An 18,625-nucleotide genomic window follows, 5' to 3' on the forward strand; every position below is an offset into this window, starting at 1 on the left:
TCGCCATTTTCTGGCCGATGTTGGCCTTAAAACAGAAAAGCGGGCAGAACCGGCAACAGGGTTCTGCCCGCTTTTTTTCATGGGCGGTTATTCATTGCGTAAAATCGGCGCTGCCGGGCTGCGCAAGGCTTGCCAGGTGCCGATGAACCCGGCTGTTAATGTGGCGATCAATCCGATCAGGATCGGGCCAAAAATGGTTACGGGTAACAGCGTCCAGCTTGCGCCCATTACCAGCACCAAAACGGCCCACGCCGCCGCACTGCCAAACAGGGCCGCAATTAACCCGGTCGACAGGCCCAGAATGCCGTATTCCAGTGCATAGGCGTATAAGATGTTGGCCCGTGTTGCGCCCAGCGTTTTAAGGACAACGGCATCATAAATGCGTTTGCGTCGCCCGGCGGCAACCGCACCGGCCAGCACCAGCACCCCGGCAATAATGGCGATGGAACTGGTCGCACTTAACGCAAGGCCGATCCCGGCCAAAATGGTATTGGCTGCTTCCAGTGCCTCGCGTACGCGAATGGCGGAAACATTGGGAAAATCCTTGCCAATCATAAGGTCAACCGGTTCTTCCATTGCCGGGGGCATGTGTGCGGTGGCGATCAGGCTGTAGGGGGCCTTGTCGATCAGGCCGGGGGAGAACACCATGGCAAAATTCATGCGCAGGCTTTGCCAGTCCACTTCGCGCAGATTGGCAATTTCGGCGGTAATGTCGCGGCCCAGCACATTCACCGTCAAGGTATCGCCCGGTTTCAGGTTAAAGCTGGTCCCGATATCGGCGGTCAGCGATACCAGCGGCTTGCTGGCATCGTTATAGTTTGCCGGCCACCATTTTCCCTGGGTAATTTTGGTTCCTTCGGGTGCTGTTTTGGCAAAGGTTAATCCCCGATCACCGCGTAAAAACCAGCGATCATCACCTGGCGGCACATCGTTGGCGTTTACCCCGTTTAACGCAGTAACACGGCCCCGTAACATTGGTGTTTGTTCAATGTTATCAACGCCTTTTTGGCTGCCAAGTTCGCTGCGAAACGCATCGATCTGGTCAGGGCGGATATCGAGAAAGAAAAACGCCGGGGCGGATTCTGGCAAGCGGTCTTGTATTTCGTGGTTCAGGTTGCCTTCGATGCTGGCAATGGTGACCAGCAATGTCAGGCCTAATCCCAGCGATAAAGTAACGGCGGTGGTGGATGTGCCGGGCCGGTGCAGGTTGGCCAATGCCAAACGGGTAAAGGCGCTGCGCCCCTTTGTGAACCGTTTTGATATCGATATAACAGCGCGCCCGGCCAGTGTGAAAATGACAATGGCGGCAATGGACGCGCCGATAAAGCCCAATGCAATGGCTGTATCGGTGGCACTGGCAACTGTCAGAATAAGTAATAATACCAGCGGAACTGCCAAAACCGGCAGATCGCGGCGGCGAATGAAATTACCGGTTAATCCGGCACCTGAACGAAACAGCCGGGCTGCAGGAATTTCACGCGCGCGCAACAAGGATGGCAAGGCAAAAACCAGTGTGGTTAAAATGCCAAAGGCCGTGGCCGTTAAAAGCGACGGCAGGGCAGGGGCCGCCGTTACGGCGATTGGCAATTTGTCGGCCAGAATCGGGGCGACGAGCATGGGGGCCACGGCACCAATCATCAGGCCGATGATAATTCCCAAAACCGCGATTGTCAGAATTTGCAAAAAATAGATCCGCAAAACCAGATTATGGGTGGCACCGATTGATTTTAACGTCGCAATCACAGACGTTTTGCTTTCGACATGGCTGCGCACGGCATTGGCAACACCAATCCCCCCCACCAGCAAGGCCGATAACCCGACCAGGGTCAAAAAGAGTGTTAGTCGTTCGATAAAGTTTTTCAGGCCGGGGCTGGCATTGTTGGTATCGCGCACACGCCAGCCTTCGTCGGGATAGGCATCATCCAAACGGGTGCGAAAGGCTTTGATCGTGTCGCTGTTTTTCAGATCGATCAGATAATGATAGTGCACAAGGCTGCCTGGCACGATCAGGCCGGTATCGGCCATGGCGGGCAAGGCCACCATCAAACGGGGACCAAAGTTTAAAAAGCCGATGGCTTTGTCGGGTTCCTTGGCGATGATGCCGCGAATTTGCACATCGGTATCGCCCAGTTTCACCGTATCGCCGACTTTGATGTTCAGGCGTTCTAACAATCCGGCTTCGGCAACACCGCCCCAAATACCGTTCTTTTTGGTTAAAATGCCCGCAAACGGGACATCGTTTTGCAACTGAATCTGTCCAAAAAGCGGGTATTGGCCATCAACTGCTTTTAGTTCCACCAACCGGCGCTGGTTATTGCCATAGGCGGTGGCGCGCAAGGTGGCAATCTGTTCAACACGCGCGGCATTATTGGCAAACCAGCTTTGCTGGGCCGGGCTGGCAGGCATATTGACCTGTTGAATTTCAATGTCGCCGCCTAAAAGCGCGCGGCCATCGCGCTCTAGCGCCCCTAAAACCGATTGCGAAACATTTCCCACGGCGGCAATGGTGCCAACACCCAGGGCAAGGCAGGCCAGAAAAATCCAGAAGCCGCGCAAACCGCCGCGCAATTCGCGACGTGCCACCCGCCATGCCAGCCCCCACTGGTTTGGTTGCGTTGTTTCACCCGCCATTACGCACCATCCCCATCCGAAACAATAACCCCGTCGCGCATGGTGATGGAGCGATCACACCGGGCGGCCAGCCCTTCGTCATGGGTAATCAAAAGCAGGGTTGATCCCTTTTTGCGGGCCAGATCAAACAGCAATTCAATAATCGTTTCGCCTGTGTGCCCGTCAAGATTACCGGTGGGTTCGTCGGCCAGCAACAATTCCGGGTCGGTTGCCAGTGCGCGGGCCAGGGCAACGCGCTGTTGTTCGCCGCCGCTGAGCTGACCGGGGTAATGGTCCAGACGATGTCCAAGGCCAACGGCAGCAAGTTCTTCGCGGGCGCGCTCAAACGCATCGGTACGCCCGGCAAATTCCATGGGCAAGGCCACGTTTTCAAGCGCACTCATTGATGGCACCAGGTGAAAATCCTGAAATACGATGCCGACATGGTGGCGGCGAAACAATGCCAGCCCGTCTTCATTAAGCTGGCGCAAATTATGGCCGCAAATTTCAATTTTACCGTCTTGGGCCTGTTCCAGTCCGGCAATGACCATCAAAAGGGATGTTTTGCCTGAGCCCGAAGGGCCAATTAAACTAACGCGTTCACCGGCATTAATGGCCAGATCGATATTTTTAAGAATATCGACCGTCCCGGCAGGGCCTTTCAGGCTTAGTTTCAGGCCTTTGACATTAATTGGCAGGCTTGCCGGCGGAGTAGCCGTTTCGGGTTGGGTGGCGGACGATGACAGGGACGAGGCAGAAGCAGAATCACGCATGAAAATTCCAGTCAGGGTTGCGCCATTGCGATTTGGTAGGCATTTGACAGAGACAAACAGCCATTGCGATGATTAGTTTTCATGCAATTTGGCGGTAAACACCAAAATACCCGAATATTGCGCCAGCATAACAAGAGGAAGCCAATGATTACCTGCACAAATGTGTCAATATCCATATCGGAGCAAGGCCCCGGTGTTAACAGTTTCACTTTTGCACAGGCGGGGCGCTATTTTTCCGGGGCGCGTGCACGTGTCATGCAGTGTGTTTTGGCATTGCTGGTTTTCGTTTCGGTTTGTGTATTTTTACAATCGGCCCACGCGCAAACTGCAAATGACGCAAACGATTCTTTGCAAACACCAACCATTGTTCTGTTTGGTGACAGTCTGATTGCCGGTTACGGCCTGCCAGATCAGGATGGTTTCGCGCCTAATCTGGCACAATCCCTGAAAAATGCGGGGCTGGATGCCAAGGTTATTAACAGTGGTGTGTCGGGCGATACGACGGCGGCCGGGTTGGCACGGCTTGATTGGGCATTGGTCGACAAGCCCGATCTGGTGGTGCTGGAACTGGGCGCAAATGATGCCTTGCGTGGGGTGGATCCGGCGCAAACCCGTAATAATCTTGAAAAAATCATTGAAAAGTTACAGGCAGATCAAACCCGCATTTTGCTGGTCGGTATGATGGCACCGCCAAATATGGGTAAGGAATATGGGGGCGAGTTTAATGCGATCTATCCTGATTTGGCACAGAAATTTCAGCTTCCGCTTTATCCGTTTTTCCTCGATGGGGTTGCTGCAAACCCGGAACTCAATCAGGGGGATGGTATGCATCCTAATGCCAGGGGGGTTGATGTTATTGTGAAAAATATAACGCCAGCTGTGATTGCGGCCCTAAAAAACTGAACGGGTGTGCTGCGTTGGGCTTGTGCTGTGGACGGGAAGGACGGCATTCGGGGAACGAAAGGTCAGATGCCAGATGCAAGGCAATGGTCTGAGGCGAAACAGTGTTGCCGTCTGAACCGATAGCCTACAATGCGATCTGTTCCGGTTCGATTTTGGTTAGTGCATTGTATTTTATACCTTATTATTATTTCTGGGGAACGTATAGCGCGATGAAGCAGGCTGTTTTTTGCTGTTGAAGCAATGTCCTGTCAAATTCGCATGGCTGAATAATCGCATCATATAAAAAATGCCGTGGCTTTAATGGCTTGGGTCGTGATTTTGACCTGAATTAGGGTGTTTCTGGCAGCAAAATATGCTGTAGGACAAAAATCTGTCTTGTAAAACTACAAATGTAGATAGTTTTCGTAACGAAAAGGCAACGATGTTTGCCGTGATCTTTGATACGCAATGGAAGATTTTCTCTTTTCGTATTTTATTTTTATATATCAATGGTTTATGTTTGTTTGTCGGCGTCAATATTGCGGTAAATCTGTTGGAAATCGCCCCAAAAACCAGCAATTTTCGCGACGAGTTGTGCCTGTTAAGATCTTGTTTACTTTCGGCTGTGTTCTAATTGTTAATGTCGCAACTGCATTCGTAGATTTTTAAAGAGGCCAATCGATTTTGTATCGCGGGCTGGCGTCAAAATACAAAAATTAGGCCGCAAACCGAAACAAATTTGGGGTTTGAGCAGTTTCGAGAAACGGGTTGCGATCTTTGCTTCGAAATTATCATAACTAATTGTTATATATATGTTTTTAATGGGTGGAAAACGGGGTTAGGTCGAGACTGCGGTTGGCTTGCATAGCTCTGGCGTGTTTTGTTAATACTTTGTTATGCATTTCCCGAATGTCGAATTTGGATAATGAAAGTTAAAAAATATCCATATATTTCAATAATTTAAGTTTTTGGAATAGCTGTTCTTTGTAAAAATTCGCTTTCAAACCTTGTTGCAAACCGGATTTTGACTCGGAAGCGATTCAAAACTGTCTACTTTTGCAGTTGCACGGTTATATGCCCTCGCATACACTGTGCCCCGCGATTATCGAAGTTGAACGCGGGCTGTTTTTCCATTCCGGTCGCACTTTATCAAAGCCATTTTCGTTACAAGGGGCTTCATGGCGTTGCCAACTGTAAAACAGTCCTATACCATTCCCTGTGCCAGTGTTTTTCGCGATGCCGTGCTTGATCTTGCTGCACGACGCGAAGTGAATGCCGCCGATCTGGCACGTTCTGTCATGCTGATTGTGCCGCAAGACGTTATTGACGGCTATGTTGACCCTGGCGACCCGCCCGCAGGGGACCGCGAAACCATCGTGCTTAAATCCGGCCCTGCCGAAGGACGCCCGTGGCGCCGCAAACCGCGCCTGCAATTGCGTTTACCATCGGGTTATTCGGTTATCACGGTGCGCAAGGCCCTGAAAATGGCCCTGGATTTTGAAGGTGGTGATGTCCGCATCCGGGTGGACCGTCCTGATGTGTTGGCCGCCGAGCGCCGGGCGTTACAGGAAGTTGCCGATCTTAAAAAACGTATCATGCAACCCCCAGCAGAACTGACGCAATCGCGCGAGGAGGTCGAACGGTTGCGCCAGATAGTCCATAATCTGGCGTTTGACCCGCTGGATCGCGGGGTTAGTACCTATAACGATGCGCTGCATGTCATGGGTTTTGCGCCGGGGGCCCGGCCCGATTTGCGGGCCATTCGTACCAAATACCGGGTGCTGGCCGCGATTCACCATCCCGATAGCAATTATGGTTCGCATCAGCGGATGACACAGTTAAATGCGGCGATGGAACTGTTGCGGCGCCATGTCGGTTAATCCGGGTTTTTGCGACACATATAGTAAGGCACTGTTATAATGTGTCGCGCTGGTGTTTTGACAGGTCTGTGTTTGCCCCCTTGTGATCAACCTGCTGGAATGGTTAGATCAAACGGTCAAAACAACTTATTTGGCGGGGAACGCGATGGGGCGCATATTGGCAATGGATATGAACCATAATCCTGTTTCGCATATGGTCGCCTGGGTGTTTGCGCCAATTAACGGGGAAATATGATGACAGCGGAATTTATTGCGGCCCACGCCAGCGGTGAACACTGGGCAGCAATTTCGTCGGAACTGGCTGAAAAACTCGAACGTCAGGGACCGATTGCCGGTGGATTGGCTTTTTTATATGTTTCCGAGCCGATAGCCGGCGATATGGCCAGCATGTTGACATTTCTGCGGTCCCGTCTTGGGGTTGAATGCTGGGTCGGGACATCGGGGGTTGGCGTTTGTGGGCCGGGGCGGGCCTATTTCGGGGTGCCTGCGGCATCGGTCATGATTGCCCCGTTGCACGAAGACAGTTTTCATGTGTTTGACCCCATTTGCACCGATGACGATATTGATGATGATGCCCTTCAGGATGCCATCACCCGGCTGGAACCATTATTCGGCCTGATCCATGCCGACCCTGGTGTGCCCGAAGCCCTGAAACTTTTGCCCGAATTGGCCCGTACCGGGTCAACCTATCTGGTGGGGGGTGTTGCGTCGGGTAATGACAAGGGGGCGGCGCAAATTGCCAACAAGGTAACCCGTGGGGGGCTTTCCGGGGTTTTGTTTGCCAATGACACCGTGGTGCAGGTTGGCTTAAGCCAGGCCTGTTCGCCAATTGGCCCTGTGCACCGGGTTACCGAGGGGCGGGGCGGCATTATATCACTTTTGGATGACAAGCCAGCCTATCAGGTATTTTGTGACGAAATGGCTGCCGATGAAAACGGCCTGTCGTTGGCATCGGGGGGAGGCACCGGTGCGCAACTGGGCACCGGGCGCTATCACATTGCCTTTATGGTGCCTGGTACTGATACCGGTGATTTTGTCGTACGTAATTTGATGGGTATTGACCCGCAAAACAATCTGATAGCCGTAAATGACGACGCCCGGCCCGGCGATGCTGTGCGCTTTGTTCGCCGTGACAGTGTAACAGCCGAACAGGATTTGCGCCGAATGCTGGCCGATTTGCAGCGTCGCCTGCCTGGCCGGCCGCGGGGCGCGCTTTATTGCAGCTGTGTCGCCCGTGGGCCGCATTTGTTTGGCACCGAAAACCGCGAAATGATGATCATTCAGGAAGAACTGGGGGATTTGCCCCTGACCGGTTTTTACGGAAATGGTGAAATATGTAACGACCGTTTTTACGCTTATACGGGTGTTTTAACCCTGTTCATGTAATATCGTGATGAAATTTCACGAAAAAAGGCTCACAGCGGTTTCATTGTCGCCAAGGCAGGATATATTCATCCTATTTCCAAAATGAAACAGTCCGCAAACAGGGCTGTAAAAAGGGGACTTTTAGGATGGAATATCGCCGTTTAGGGCGTACTGACATCGATGTCAGTGTTATCTGCCTTGGAACCATGACCTGGGGACAGCAAAACACCCAGGACGAAGCCTTTGAACAGCTGGATTATGCCACCAGCAACGAGATCAATTTCATCGATACCGCCGAAATGTATCCGGTTCCGGCGATGGAAGAGACCTTCACCCGCACTGAAACCATCATTGGCAACTGGCTGGAAAAACGCGGCAAGCGCGATGATCTGGTGATTGCCACCAAAATTGTTGGTCCGGCGGAGCGTTTTCCCTATGTGCGGGGTGGCCCGCGCCTGACCCGTGACCAGATTTTTACCGCCATTGATGGTTCGCTATCGCGCCTGAAAACCGATTATGTCGATTTGTATCAGCTGCACTGGCCGGATCGTAATTCCAACTTCTTTGGCAAGCTGGGGTACGAGCATGACACAAACGAGGAATTCACGCCCATAGAGGAAACCCTTTCCGCCCTTGATGAACTGGTCAAGGCGGGCAAGGTGCGCCATATCGGCCTGTCGAACGAAACCCCCTGGGGTCTGATGAAGTTTCTGGAACTGGCCGAGAAAAAAGGCTGGCCCCGGGTTGCTTCGGTGCAGAACCCGTATGGTTTGTTGAATCGTACCTATGAAGTGGGTTTGGCTGAATGCTCGATCCGTGAAGATGCCGGTCTTTTGGCCTATTCACCGCTGGGCGGTGGGGCACTTTCGGGTAAATATCTGAATGGTGCGCGCCCGGAAGGGGCACGGACAACCCTGTGGCCGCAATATTTTGGCCGTTATCTTAAGGAAAATGGCATCAAGGCCACCGAAGCCTATGTCAAACTTGCAAAAGATAACGGGCTGGACCCGGCACAAATGGCACTGGCCTATGTGAATTCACGATCGTTCCTGACGGCAAATATCATTGGTGCCACATCGATGGAACAGCTGAAATCCAATATCGGGTCCGCAGATATCACCCTGTCGGACGATGTTTTGGCCGAAATCGAAAACATCCAGACCCAGTGGCCTAATCCCTGCCCGTAAGCAGGCTTTGGGTTAAGGTTTGGCGTATATTTATGATGCCGGGGGGCGTTGGTGCCGCCCAGTAACGCCGATATAAAAGGAGGCGTCGTATGGTAGTGATCGTTTCAGGCAAGGAAACCGACCTGGAAGGAATGTCCGTGCGGCGCCTTTTGCCGCATCGCGATGTGCGTTCGGTTGGTCCGTTTGTATTTTTTGACCATATGGGACCGGTCAGTTTTGACGCCGGTTCGGGCATTGATGTGCCGCCCCATCCCCATATTGGCCTGGCAACGGTGACCTATCTGTTTGACGGGGCGATTTTGCACCACGACAGTCTGGGAAATCATCTTGAAATTACCCCGGGTGATTTAAACTGGATGACAGCCGGCCGTGGTATTGTGCATTCAGAACGTGAAACATCGGATTTGCGTCATTCCGACCATAATTTGCACGGTTTGCAATTATGGGTCGCCTTGCCCGAGGCAGACGAGGACTGCGCGCCTGATTTTACCCATGTCCGAAAGGATGATTTACCGGTCATTCATGAATCCGGCCTGCATATGCGCCTGATCGCGGGCGAAGCCTTTGGTCTGACGGCCCCGGTGCCGGTGAAATCAAAGCTGTTTTACCTTGATGTGCATATGGACGGCGGGGCGCAATTGTTACTGCCCGGTGAAAACCAGCAGGCAGCCTTATATGTTATTGACGGGGTATTGCGGGTGAATGGCGTGCGCTATGAAGCCTTTAGCTTCATTTACGTCGCACCCGAGGAAATCCCCGATATTGTTGCTGAAAACCATTGTCGGGTGATGTTGCTGGGTGGTTTGCCGTTGGGGCATCGCCATATCTGGTGGAACTTTGTTGCCACCAGCAAGGATAAAATTGAACAGGCCAAAGCGGACTGGCGCGAGGGCCGCTTTGCCCCGGTGCCGGGTGAAGATGACCTGGTGCCGATGCCCGGCACATCTCAAAAAGTTACACCCCCGCCTGCATCGTAATATGCATGTGAAATTTTGTTGATCACATTTCGTTAACTTGTCCCGTCTTCGGCGGGCGAATTTGCGTAAGCCCATGCCCGTTACGGTATTGTCCATTTCATCACGTTCCGATGAGGCGGTTTTATGACGTTTGAATATTATATCTGGTTAAGGCTTATGCCCTGAACGGCCCGGTAAGTATGACTTTACCGGGCACCCGCCTGATGATCCCATCTGCAATGCGAGACTGAAAATGCGCCTGTTTGTCGGTATTCCCATCCCGGTCGATATCGCCGAAAATCTGTATCCTGTTGCCCGTGCCATTCGCGGGCTGGAGGCCCAAACCCCCGAAAACATGCACCTGACCCTTAAATTCATTGGCACAGTTCATGACCGTGTGACAGCTGCGAGTATTGATGATGCGCTGCTTCAGACCCGCTTTACACCGTTTGATTTGCAAATTGCCGGGTTGGGGATGTTTGGAACAGACCGCAAGGCACGCATTTTGTGGGCAGCAGTACAGGCGCAACCGTTATTAAACCAGCTTGCCCATCGGGTGGAAACAGCCCTGTTTCGGTGTGATGATATTTCCGGCCAGCTTGATCGGCGTAAGTTCACCCCGCATATCACATTGGGCCGTAACCGTTCTGCCAGCCGGGCCGTAATAGGGCAGGCGGTGGCCGATCACGCCGACTTGGTCAGCCGGTCTTTTCAGGTGGACCGGTTTTGCCTGTATCAGTCGATTTCAACAGGCGATGGTCCGGTTTATCAGGTTGTGGCGGAATATGACGGCGTCGGTATCGGCCAACCTGCAGCACGGGAAACCACCGCTTTTTGCGATGATGAGGCATTTGCCGATATTGACTTTACCGCAGGACCCAAACGCTAACAAAAACCCCCGACCGTGCAAAATGCACAAGATCGGGGGTTTAAATACGTTTACAGGCTTACTTTTGCCTGACGCTGGTTAGGCTGCCCGGCGACTATGTTTGCCTTCGCTAACTTCCTCGACAATCTTGCTGACAAACGCATCAAGATCATTGGGGTTGCGCGAGGTAATAATCGCCTGATCGCAAACCACTTCCTTGTCCTGCCATGTGGCACCGGCATTTAGCATGTCGGTTTTGATCGATGGATAGGACGTTGCCTTGCGATTGCGCAGGGCATCTGCCTCGACCAGCAACCACGGGCCATGGCAAACTGCGGCCACCGGTTTGCCTGATGCGACAAATTCACGTACCAGCGACACAGCGCCTTCGTCATTGCGTAACAGGTCGGGGTTAATTTGCCCGCCGGGAATAACCAGTGCGTCGTAATCCTTGATATCAACGTCTTTGACCTCAAGGTCGACATCAACACTGTCGCCCCAGTCGCCTTTGTCCCAGCTTTTAATGCTACCACTTTTTAATGAGGCGATTTTTACATCGGCCCCATGGGTGGATAGTTTGTCGCGGGGAACCCTTAGTTCAGAGCGTTCATAGCCGTCTGTCGCAAGGATCAGGATTTTTGCGGTATCGATAGCAGGCATAACGTCTCTCCTTTCATTTGATGTTCGAGCGTTATGTCCCCTCAACGATATGGCGGCTAAAACGTTCCTGATTTTTTCAGAAAAAGGTTCACTTTTTTAGTTTAAATATTTGAAATAAAATATTTTTATTTTATTTCTTGTGCTTTGATCAGGTGTTTTTGCGCACCACACGCACCGTGCCGCTATTGCCGCCGCCACAGAAGAAACGGTCTTTTCCATCAAACTCCATCCCCGATACCCCCATACCATCCGGCATGTCGATCCGGGCAAGGACGGTACCGTCAGTGGCGTCGATATGGCGGATATCACTTTGTTCATTTTCCCAGGTGCCGTGCCAAAGTTCGTCCTCGACCCAGGTGATACCGGTGACAAAGCGATCTGATGTAATGGTACGGAGAATTTCACCGGTTTCCGGGTTGATTTTGTGTATTTTGCGATCACGATATTGCCCAACCCATAGTGAACCCTCCGCCCAGGCCATACCCGAAACCGCCCCGTTGCCAGGGCCAGGGGCCGGGATGGTTGCTAAAACCGCGCCGGTTTCCGGGTCGATCTTGTTAATACGGTTATCGGCAATCTGATAGAAATAGGTGCCATCAAAGGCGGTTCCTGCATCGGCCTCGGCCGCAAGAGTTTTGGTTTTGGTGCCGTCTTCGGGGGTAATCGCGATCAGTTCTGCTCCGGCTGCAAACCAGATTTTTTGCCCGTCATATGTTACCCCGTGAACAGTGCTGACCCCGTCAAACGGGCCAAGTTCTGCAATAATCTCTGCTGCTGCGCGTTTCATGTTCTGTTTCCTTATGGTCTGGATATTGTCGGTGTTTCCAGTTTAGGTGCCCGGCAGCGGACCAGGGAGTAACAAGGTTGTCGTGAAACCGGGAAAGGGCGGGGTCATCCAGCGTTTGGCGCGTCCTTTGCCATAAAACAGGATTTTATCTTTGGCTGCCAGGTCGTCCAGTGCTCTTTGTATTGTGCGTTGGCTACATCCCAGTGCCATGGATAATGCGGAACTTGACCAGGCTTCGCCGTCGGCCAGCAATGCCAGAAGCGGCGCGTGACGGTCTTCAACCGGTGGGGCAAGAACGACGATTTTTCGGGTTTTGTCGCATGGGTGCAGAACAAACCCGGTTTTGGTGGCACGAATGGTGGCAATTTCACGTATTTTTTCCCGCAATCGTCCAATTTCGACGCGTAACCGTGCGCGGTGAGAGTCATCGATATGCCGGGCGTTAAAGGCCGTTTGTAAAAGCGCCTCGCGAGAAACATCATCGGGCCAGGCTTCGGCCAGCTTGCGTAATAATGAAAACAGCACGGGGCGCGATGTCAGCAACATCGCATTACCGTCCTGTCGCAGAACATACCGGCAGGCATCAATCAATATGTTCTTTGACATAATGATTTGTGCCACGTCATCTGGCAAAACAGGATGTTCCTTGCCGCTCTCGATCAGGCGGGCAGCAGGTGTGTTCAGGATATGCTGTGCTTTTTCGACCTCGGCGATCATCATGGGGACATTCATGCTATCGGCAATTCGGGCGGCATGATCCAAAGCTGTGCGGGCCGTTTTTATGTCAAGGCGCCGGGTGGCAATACCGGCAATTGCCAGTTCATGTGCGGCCCGTAACAAGCCAGGCAGTTTTTCTATTTTTATTGCACCTAGTAAACTTTCAGCCTGATCGATATGCCCCGATAGCAACAGGCGATGCGCTTCGATATGGCGGGCATGGGCACCATTGGCGGCATCGTTCATTGCTTCAAGGGTTCTGCGGGCGGCTTCCAGTTTTTTGTCATTGCGGTTAAGGTTGCGTGAAACAAGGGCAATTTCGGCTTCGGCAACCACACATCGTGCGGCCGCAAGTGGCTCGTTGCTGCCAAAGGCCCGGGCTGCTGTTTTTAACAGGCTTCGGGCGCGTTCAAAATCTCCCAGTCGGGCCATGGCAATGCCCCTTAAAGCCAGTGCCGGTGGGTCATCACGTAATGAAACGCGCCCCAGTGCGCCCAATGGATCCCCTGATGCCAAGGCCCGTGCGGCGGCAGTGATTACTGAATCCATTTAAATCGCGTCATGTTTGCCGCTCCTGACGGGAGAATTCCATGTTTATGGTTTTCCCAATGATCGCCAATTTCCGGTCTTATGACCATGCCTGATAAATCGGTCGTTCCGCGAAGGATGCAAAGAAATCACGCTGAAAACCAGCATAAATGCCATTTTCGACCCGGCAGATAATATCGTGCCCCGGGTAGTTTTGCGTGATGAGTGGCAGGCACACATAAGGATACGTTGGAACGCGAACAGGCTTCGTTTCAGGAGTAAAAATTGTTTTAGGGCTGCGTGTTTGGCATAACTGCGCAACCGGGCATGGCTCGGGTTGAACCATGCGAGCCAGCCGGAAAATCATGCACAGGCAGATCCAGCGAACCTGACGGTTTCACAGGGTTGTTCCTGGCAGGATACAAAATAATAAGGGAATTTAGGGGTGGTGGCAGAGAGAAGGGGATTCGAACCCCTGAGGGGCTTGCACCCCAACACGCTTTCCAGGCGTGCGCCTTAAACCACTCGGCCATCTCTCCACATGCGATCTGTATATATCGCGAAAGCGGGCGGACATTAGCCGACAGCATCGGGGATGACAAGGCCAAATTCAGCGCAGCGGGACGATTTTTGATTGCCGGCCATTTATGAACCCGGAATGGCGAAAAAACAGAACGATATGGGTAATTGCTAACACTTTTGATCTAACATGTACTCTGCAATCAAATGTTTGCCGTAATTTTATGCATTATGGGACGTTCGGTTATGTAGTGTCCCTTTACGGCAGGTGTCTAAAACCGTTACGGTGTCGGCAATTATATCGAAACCGAAAAGTTTGAAGCCGAAAAGGCGGAGAAGAGTATGTGGTTTTTCAGGGTGCTGGGCTGGCTGTTTTTATTTGCCTGTCTGGCTGTACTGGTGGGCGATGGGGTTAGCGCGCTGCAAACAGGAACCATCCGGTTCGTTGCAGGGGGCGAGCTATGGTATCGGCTGGATGCAGGAAGCCTGAATTTACTGCAAGCCCTGATCGAGCGTTATGTCTCGAGCTGGCTTTGGGACAAGGTTTTTGTTCCCGGCTTGCTATTACCTGCGTTTTTGCTGTTGCTTGTGCCTGGTGTGCTGCTGAGTTTTCTGGCACGGCGCAAACGTAAACCAAAGTTTTTCTGATCATAAATTGTGGTTCGTGTGGCACATTGCGGCTGACTGGCTTTTTTTTATAAGCTGCTTTCATCGGAAACCGGTTTGACGGGATCAACCTGCGGAGAACAGTAATGCGGGCCATGATGTGCGAAAAGTTTGGTGTGGCCCCGGTGATGCGCACGGTGGATGACCCGCAGGCCGGTCCGGGCCAAGTGGTGATTGACATATACGCCTGCGGGGTCAATTTCGCCGATACCCTGATCATTGCAGGAAAATATCAGCAACAGCCTGACATTCCGTTTATTCCCGGTTTTGAAATTGCCGGGGTTGTTGCTTCGGTGGGCGAAGGTGTTGATGCCACTGTCATTGGGCAACGGGTGATGGCAATGGTCGCCAATGGCGGTTTTGCCGAAAAAATTGCCCTTGATGCCGGGCGGATTATTCCCATTCCTGATGGTGTGGCCTTCACCGATGCTGCGGCATTTCAAATCACCTATGGGACATCGTGGTTTGCATTGAAATATCGCGCCAATGTACGCGCAGGCGAGGTTGTGCTGGTGCATGGTGCCGCCGGCGGGGTGGGTGTGACGGCGGTTGAATGCGCCAAGGTTTTGGGTGCGAATGTGATTGCGACAGCAGGCGGCCCTGAAAAATGCGAGATCGCCCGTCAGCATGGTGCCGATTTTGTCATTGATTATAAAACCGAAAACATAACCGACACTGTGAAGGACATTTGCCAGCGGCACGGCTGGAAGGCCGGGGTAAATGTGGTTTATGATCCTGTTGGTGGCGATGTGTTTAATCAGTCCTTGCGATGCGTCGCACCCGGCGCACGTTTGCTGGTCATTGGGTTTGCCAGTGGCGATGTTCCGCAAATTCCGGCCAATATCCTGCTGGTGAAAAACATTGCGGTGCTGGGGTTTTATTTTGGGGCCTATCTGGATCAAAACCCCGACATTGCCCGCGATGGTATGTCGGAGCTGTTACATAATCTGGCGGTTGGTCATATAACACCATCGGTTTCGCGGCAATTTGCCCTGGATGATGTATCACAGGCCTTTAGTGCCTTGCGTGACCGCAGTGCGACAAGCAAAATGGTTGTTCTGTGTCGCGAAGATGCTCAATAACACCACGTTATATCGCTGTTTTTATAATAGCAGGGCTGGCATCGGGTTACATTGGCTTGCCATTGGCGCAAAAACCATGAATTTTAAAGGCTTGGCCACGACAAATGCGGATGCCCCGTGTGATCGGTATGATGTTTTCTGATTTGGGGCGTTTCGGCGTATCGTTGGCCGCGCAACCCGATGGCATTTTTCAGACGAAAGCATCCCTATGAGCCGGTCTAAACCCAGCAAAAAAAATGCCAGCCGTACCCGTGACCAATATGAAACATTCCCATATCCCGCGCGCCAGGCAGAGGACGAGGACAAGCGCCTGATTGCCGGGTCACCCGGGGATTGGGGCGAGGTTGTTCATTATATTTTTGGCGGGCGCGACCCCGGGCAAAATGGCGCACCTTTGCGTATTCTGGTGGCAGGAGGTGGCACGGGCGATGCGGTAGTGATGCTGGCCCAACAGGCGCAGGATCGCGGTGCAAATGCCGAAATCATCTATATCGACCTGTCTGCCGCATCGCGCCAGATCGCCGAAAGCCGGGTTAATCGGAGGGGTTTGAAAAACGTAACCTTTGTGACCGGGTCGTTTGTTGACCTTGCGGGACAATATGGTCCCTATGACTACATTGATTGCTGCGGGGTCTTACATCATTTGCCTGACCCGGATGCCGGGTTGCGCGCCCTGACCGATAGCTTGAAGCCGGGGGGCGGCATGGGCCTGATGGTTTACGCCACCCTTGGCCGTACCGGCGTTTACCATATGCAGGAAATGATGCAGCGCCTGTCGGCCGAGGCGGCAGGGCGCGCCCGGCTTGATGTCGGTAAGTCATTGTTCGAGGGGTTACCGCCAACCAACTGGTTAAAACGCAACCCGTTTGTGAATGATCATATTCAGGGCGGTGATGCCGGGTTTTATGATTTGTTGTTGCACCAGCAAGATCGGGCCTATCGTGTTGACGAAGTTTATGATTTTGTCGAACAGGCAGGTTTGCGACTGCAAAGTTTTGTTGAGCCGCTGCGTTATGATCCGGTGGTTTACACCACGAGCGCCCCTGTTCGCGCAAAGCTGGCCGGGCTTTCTTCGCGTGAACGGTGCGCCATGGCCGAATTGCTGGCTGGCAATATTACCAAGCATATTTTTTATGTCGTCAAAGCAAATAATAAAACACGTCCGGTTGAAATTTCAGGACGCGAGAAAACAGGAAAAATGCTGGTTCAGAGGCAGGATTTGTCGGTGATGGTGCCGTATCTGGGCCGAATAGATGGCGCGAAACTGGCGGCATCCGTAGCCAAAAATGCGCAGATCAAAATTAATTTCAACGGTTTTTCACTGACACGTGCGCTTCCCCCGGCCAGTGCTGCCATTTTGTCGCGGGTGAACGGGCACCGCAGTTTGGAAGATATTCGCCAGTCGTTTAAGCCGTTACCCGAAATTGAACCATTTTATGCGCAGGTGGCGGCCTTATTTGCGGTATTGTCAGCAGCAAACCTGATGTTTTTGCGTCACCCGGCCTGATTGAAATGTGCAAAAGGGCGCGTGCGGCCTGCTTTGCCCGAGATGCGAAAAAGGGGTGGTTTTGGCGCAAAAGAAAAGCCGGGCATCTTGCGATGACCGGCCAGGTTAGCTGCGTTTCAATGACGAACCCGCGGCTGTGTATGGGAGAATGCACGAAGAAGGGCATCAAGAACTTGCAGGGGGAATGAAAGGCGTCCCTGCAAGCTGAAAAATCGGGGAGACATAATGAATTTCCGGGTTTGGCAGTTTAACAGGCCGGAATGCGACCCGGCCCGGTCGGCAGCAAAAGATTTTGCCGCTATGGCTGGTCGATCAGACCTGCCAGAAAGGTTTTTTGGCTTCGATCCGTGCGTCGTAAACATCCCAGCCAATGTCGCGCAGCAAATGGGCGTCCATGTCGGCAAGGCGGTTGCGCAGGGTAAAGCGTGCGGCCCACTGGCGCGGCAGGGCAAGCAAACGATCAAGAATGTCGTTGTTGCCAGCACGGGGGGCGGTGAATGCGGCAGTGTTCTTGGTGATCGCGACCATAATTGTATTCCTTCAATTTGCTGGCGGCTCTCTCAAGGGATGCGGCCATGAATTTCGTTTCGTTAAACCCAGAGTTACGCCGTTTTTTACTTGCTCTCAAACCATATTTTAGCATCATTGCATGAGGTAAACTCATGCAAGAAAGGCCGTTATGAAACGTCGTCCCTTGCCGTTGAATGCTTTGCGTGCTTTTGAGGTCGCAGGCCGACTTGAAAGTTTTACCAAGGCTTCACAAGAACTTAACGTTACTCAGGGCGCGGTCAGCCGCCAGGTTCAGCATTTGGAGGATGTTCTGGGGCGGCGTCTTTTTGAGCGCCATCACAGGCGATTAAAACTCACTAGGCCGGGCCGAATTTTGTTAATGTCGTTGACCGAGGCGTTTGATGCGATTGAATCTGCGGTCGGGCGAATCGAGGATCGGCCCGATGATACCCAGTTGCGGGTGCTGGCGCCGTTAACCTTTGCCATGCGCTGGATTGTGCCGCGGCTGGGTCGGTTTCAGTCGGAATATCCCGATTTGCAGGTGCAACTGGGCACCTTTAATGACGACAGCCTGCCGGTTGATTTTTCCGAAACCGACATTGCTATTCGCTTTGCCGATACCCCGGGTGACCAGCTGGTGCATGAATTTTTAACCGGTGAACGGTTGTTGCCGGTGTGTCATCCCAGCCTGGTGGCACAATTGTCGCAGCCCGAGGATTTGGCAAAGGTGCCATTATTGCATTGCTCGGCCCAGCGTGAAGACTGGCGTATATGGCTGAATGGTACGGGTATAAAAGGGGTGGATGCCGACAGGGGGCCGGTTTTTGCCACCCTTGATATGGCAATGGAGGCTGCCGCCAGCGGTTTTGGTGTGGTTATTTCCGATCCGGCAATGATTGGCGAATATGTGGTGACGAACCGTTTGACCGTACCGTTTGATTTGCCGGTCGATAGCCCCTATGCCTATTCGCTGTGTTATCCGGATGGAAGACTGGAGCGGCGCAAGGTTCGCGCCTTTCGCGATTGGTTGATGAGTGAAATTACACTTGAAACCACAAGGCGCAAAACCGTTCAAAAACAGGTGTAATGCTTTATGATGCCTTGAAATTGAACCATTTTGTTCCCCAT

General features: G+C 52.5%; 16 protein-coding genes and 1 tRNA gene. 10 read left to right on the forward strand and 7 right to left on the reverse strand.

Annotation, left to right across the window (positions count from 1 at the left end; all coding sequences use genetic code 11):
* Positions 1 to 87: 87 nt before the first annotated feature.
* Positions 88 to 2,631, reverse strand: a complete 2,544-nt coding sequence (locus tag J4E05_RS11640; protein ID WP_349595661.1) for an ABC transporter permease — start codon at positions 2,629 to 2,631, stop codon at positions 88 to 90.
* On the reverse strand, positions 2,631 to 3,383 hold the full coding sequence (locus tag J4E05_RS11645) for an ABC transporter ATP-binding protein (protein ID WP_349595664.1): 753 nt from the start codon (positions 3,381 to 3,383) through the stop codon (positions 2,631 to 2,633). The genes J4E05_RS11640 and J4E05_RS11645 overlap by 1 nt, the downstream gene beginning before the upstream one ends.
* Positions 3,384 to 3,527: 144 nt before the next feature.
* On the opposite strand from J4E05_RS11645, the gene J4E05_RS11650 reads away from it, so the two are divergent.
* From J4E05_RS11650 to thpR, 6 genes are all read left to right on the forward strand, one after another.
* Positions 3,528 to 4,286 carry an arylesterase gene (locus J4E05_RS11650; RefSeq protein WP_349595667.1) on the forward strand — a complete coding sequence of 253 codons (759 nt, stop codon included), beginning with the start codon at positions 3,528 to 3,530 and terminating at the stop codon, positions 4,284 to 4,286.
* A gap of 1,157 nt (positions 4,287 to 5,443) precedes the next feature.
* Positions 5,444 to 6,145 (forward strand): J domain-containing protein, encoded by a 702-nt coding sequence (locus J4E05_RS11655; RefSeq protein ID WP_349595670.1) that lies wholly within the window; start codon positions 5,444 to 5,446, stop codon positions 6,143 to 6,145.
* Between the two features lie 231 nt (positions 6,146 to 6,376).
* Positions 6,377 to 7,531: an FIST signal transduction protein gene (locus J4E05_RS11660; protein ID WP_246832898.1), complete on the forward strand. Its 1,155-nt coding sequence runs from the start codon at positions 6,377 to 6,379 to the stop codon at positions 7,529 to 7,531.
* A gap of 125 nt (positions 7,532 to 7,656) precedes the next feature.
* A complete protein-coding gene (locus J4E05_RS11665; protein ID WP_349595674.1) occupies positions 7,657 to 8,697 on the forward strand; it encodes an NADP(H)-dependent aldo-keto reductase in 1,041 nt (346 codons plus the stop codon).
* A gap of 89 nt (positions 8,698 to 8,786) precedes the next feature.
* Positions 8,787 to 9,674 (forward strand): pirin family protein, encoded by an 888-nt coding sequence (locus tag J4E05_RS11670; protein WP_349595677.1) that lies wholly within the window; start codon positions 8,787 to 8,789, stop codon positions 9,672 to 9,674.
* A 232-nt stretch (positions 9,675 to 9,906) separates the two neighbouring features.
* Entirely contained in the window at positions 9,907 to 10,542 is a 636-nt protein-coding gene (gene thpR / locus J4E05_RS11675) for an RNA 2',3'-cyclic phosphodiesterase (RefSeq protein WP_349595680.1), read from the forward strand.
* Between the two features lie 78 nt (positions 10,543 to 10,620).
* On the opposite strand, the gene J4E05_RS11680 is transcribed toward thpR, so the two are convergent.
* The 4 genes from J4E05_RS11680 to J4E05_RS11695 form a co-directional block, all read right to left on the reverse strand.
* Positions 10,621 to 11,181, reverse strand: a complete 561-nt coding sequence (locus J4E05_RS11680) for a type 1 glutamine amidotransferase domain-containing protein (protein WP_085590142.1) — start codon at positions 11,179 to 11,181, stop codon at positions 10,621 to 10,623.
* Positions 11,182 to 11,329: 148 nt separating this feature from the next.
* Complete coding sequence (locus tag J4E05_RS11685) at positions 11,330 to 11,968, reverse strand: Vgb family protein (protein WP_085589922.1); 639 nt, start codon at positions 11,966 to 11,968, stop codon at positions 11,330 to 11,332.
* A gap of 42 nt (positions 11,969 to 12,010) precedes the next feature.
* Positions 12,011 to 13,234 (reverse strand): hypothetical protein, encoded by a 1,224-nt coding sequence (locus tag J4E05_RS11690; RefSeq protein WP_349595684.1) that lies wholly within the window; start codon positions 13,232 to 13,234, stop codon positions 12,011 to 12,013.
* Positions 13,235 to 13,662: 428 nt separating this feature from the next.
* A tRNA-Ser gene (locus J4E05_RS11695) sits at positions 13,663 to 13,752 on the reverse strand.
* 322 nt (positions 13,753 to 14,074) lie between these two features.
* Here J4E05_RS11695 and J4E05_RS11700 point away from each other — a divergent pair.
* The 3 genes from J4E05_RS11700 (at position 14,075) to J4E05_RS11710 (ending at position 16,987) form a co-directional block, all read left to right on the forward strand.
* Positions 14,075 to 14,380: a hypothetical protein gene (locus J4E05_RS11700; RefSeq protein WP_085589919.1), complete on the forward strand. Its 306-nt coding sequence runs from the start codon at positions 14,075 to 14,077 to the stop codon at positions 14,378 to 14,380.
* Positions 14,381 to 14,484: 104 nt separating this feature from the next.
* On the forward strand, positions 14,485 to 15,480 hold the full coding sequence (locus tag J4E05_RS11705; RefSeq protein WP_349595687.1) for an NADPH:quinone oxidoreductase family protein: 996 nt from the start codon (positions 14,485 to 14,487) through the stop codon (positions 15,478 to 15,480).
* Positions 15,481 to 15,688: 208 nt separating this feature from the next.
* Positions 15,689 to 16,987: a class I SAM-dependent methyltransferase gene (locus J4E05_RS11710; protein ID WP_349595689.1), complete on the forward strand. Its 1,299-nt coding sequence runs from the start codon at positions 15,689 to 15,691 to the stop codon at positions 16,985 to 16,987.
* Between the two features lie 312 nt (positions 16,988 to 17,299).
* On the opposite strand, the gene J4E05_RS11715 is transcribed toward J4E05_RS11710, so the two are convergent.
* Positions 17,300 to 17,515, reverse strand: a complete 216-nt coding sequence (locus tag J4E05_RS11715; RefSeq protein ID WP_085589913.1) for a DUF1127 domain-containing protein — start codon at positions 17,513 to 17,515, stop codon at positions 17,300 to 17,302.
* A gap of 151 nt (positions 17,516 to 17,666) precedes the next feature.
* Between J4E05_RS11715 and J4E05_RS11720 the strand changes: the two genes are divergently transcribed.
* On the forward strand, positions 17,667 to 18,584 hold the full coding sequence (locus tag J4E05_RS11720) for a LysR substrate-binding domain-containing protein (RefSeq protein WP_085589911.1): 918 nt from the start codon (positions 17,667 to 17,669) through the stop codon (positions 18,582 to 18,584).
* Positions 18,585 to 18,625: the final 41 nt, after the last annotated feature.

This window comes from Thalassospira sp. NFXS8 (genome assembly GCF_040148805.1).
Lineage (GTDB): Bacteria > Pseudomonadota > Alphaproteobacteria > Rhodospirillales > Thalassospiraceae > Thalassospira.

Bases quoted from the DNA above. Each gene is read 5' to 3' on its own strand.
- J4E05_RS11640 (WP_349595661.1), bottom strand. From the start codon at position 2,631: ATGGCGGGTGAAACAACGCAACCAAACCAGTGGGGGCTGGCATGGCGG.
- J4E05_RS11645 (WP_349595664.1), bottom strand. From the start codon at position 3,383: ATGCGTGATTCTGCTTCTGCCTCGTCCCTGTCATCGTCCGCCACCCAA.
- J4E05_RS11650 (WP_349595667.1), top strand. From the start codon at position 3,528: ATGATTACCTGCACAAATGTGTCAATATCCATATCGGAGCAAGGCCCC.
- J4E05_RS11655 (WP_349595670.1), top strand. From the start codon at position 5,444: ATGGCGTTGCCAACTGTAAAACAGTCCTATACCATTCCCTGTGCCAGT.
- J4E05_RS11660 (WP_246832898.1), top strand. From the start codon at position 6,377: ATGATGACAGCGGAATTTATTGCGGCCCACGCCAGCGGTGAACACTGG.
- J4E05_RS11665 (WP_349595674.1), top strand. From the start codon at position 7,657: ATGGAATATCGCCGTTTAGGGCGTACTGACATCGATGTCAGTGTTATC.
- J4E05_RS11670 (WP_349595677.1), top strand. From the start codon at position 8,787: ATGGTAGTGATCGTTTCAGGCAAGGAAACCGACCTGGAAGGAATGTCC.
- thpR (WP_349595680.1), top strand. From the start codon at position 9,907: ATGCGCCTGTTTGTCGGTATTCCCATCCCGGTCGATATCGCCGAAAAT.
- J4E05_RS11680 (WP_085590142.1), bottom strand. From the start codon at position 11,181: ATGCCTGCTATCGATACCGCAAAAATCCTGATCCTTGCGACAGACGGC.
- J4E05_RS11685 (WP_085589922.1), bottom strand. From the start codon at position 11,968: ATGAAACGCGCAGCAGCAGAGATTATTGCAGAACTTGGCCCGTTTGAC.
- J4E05_RS11690 (WP_349595684.1), bottom strand. From the start codon at position 13,234: ATGGATTCAGTAATCACTGCCGCCGCACGGGCCTTGGCATCAGGGGAT.
- J4E05_RS11700 (WP_085589919.1), top strand. From the start codon at position 14,075: ATGTGGTTTTTCAGGGTGCTGGGCTGGCTGTTTTTATTTGCCTGTCTG.
- J4E05_RS11705 (WP_349595687.1), top strand. From the start codon at position 14,485: ATGCGGGCCATGATGTGCGAAAAGTTTGGTGTGGCCCCGGTGATGCGC.
- J4E05_RS11710 (WP_349595689.1), top strand. From the start codon at position 15,689: ATGAGCCGGTCTAAACCCAGCAAAAAAAATGCCAGCCGTACCCGTGAC.
- J4E05_RS11715 (WP_085589913.1), bottom strand. From the start codon at position 17,515: ATGGTCGCGATCACCAAGAACACTGCCGCATTCACCGCCCCCCGTGCT.
- J4E05_RS11720 (WP_085589911.1), top strand. From the start codon at position 17,667: ATGAAACGTCGTCCCTTGCCGTTGAATGCTTTGCGTGCTTTTGAGGTC.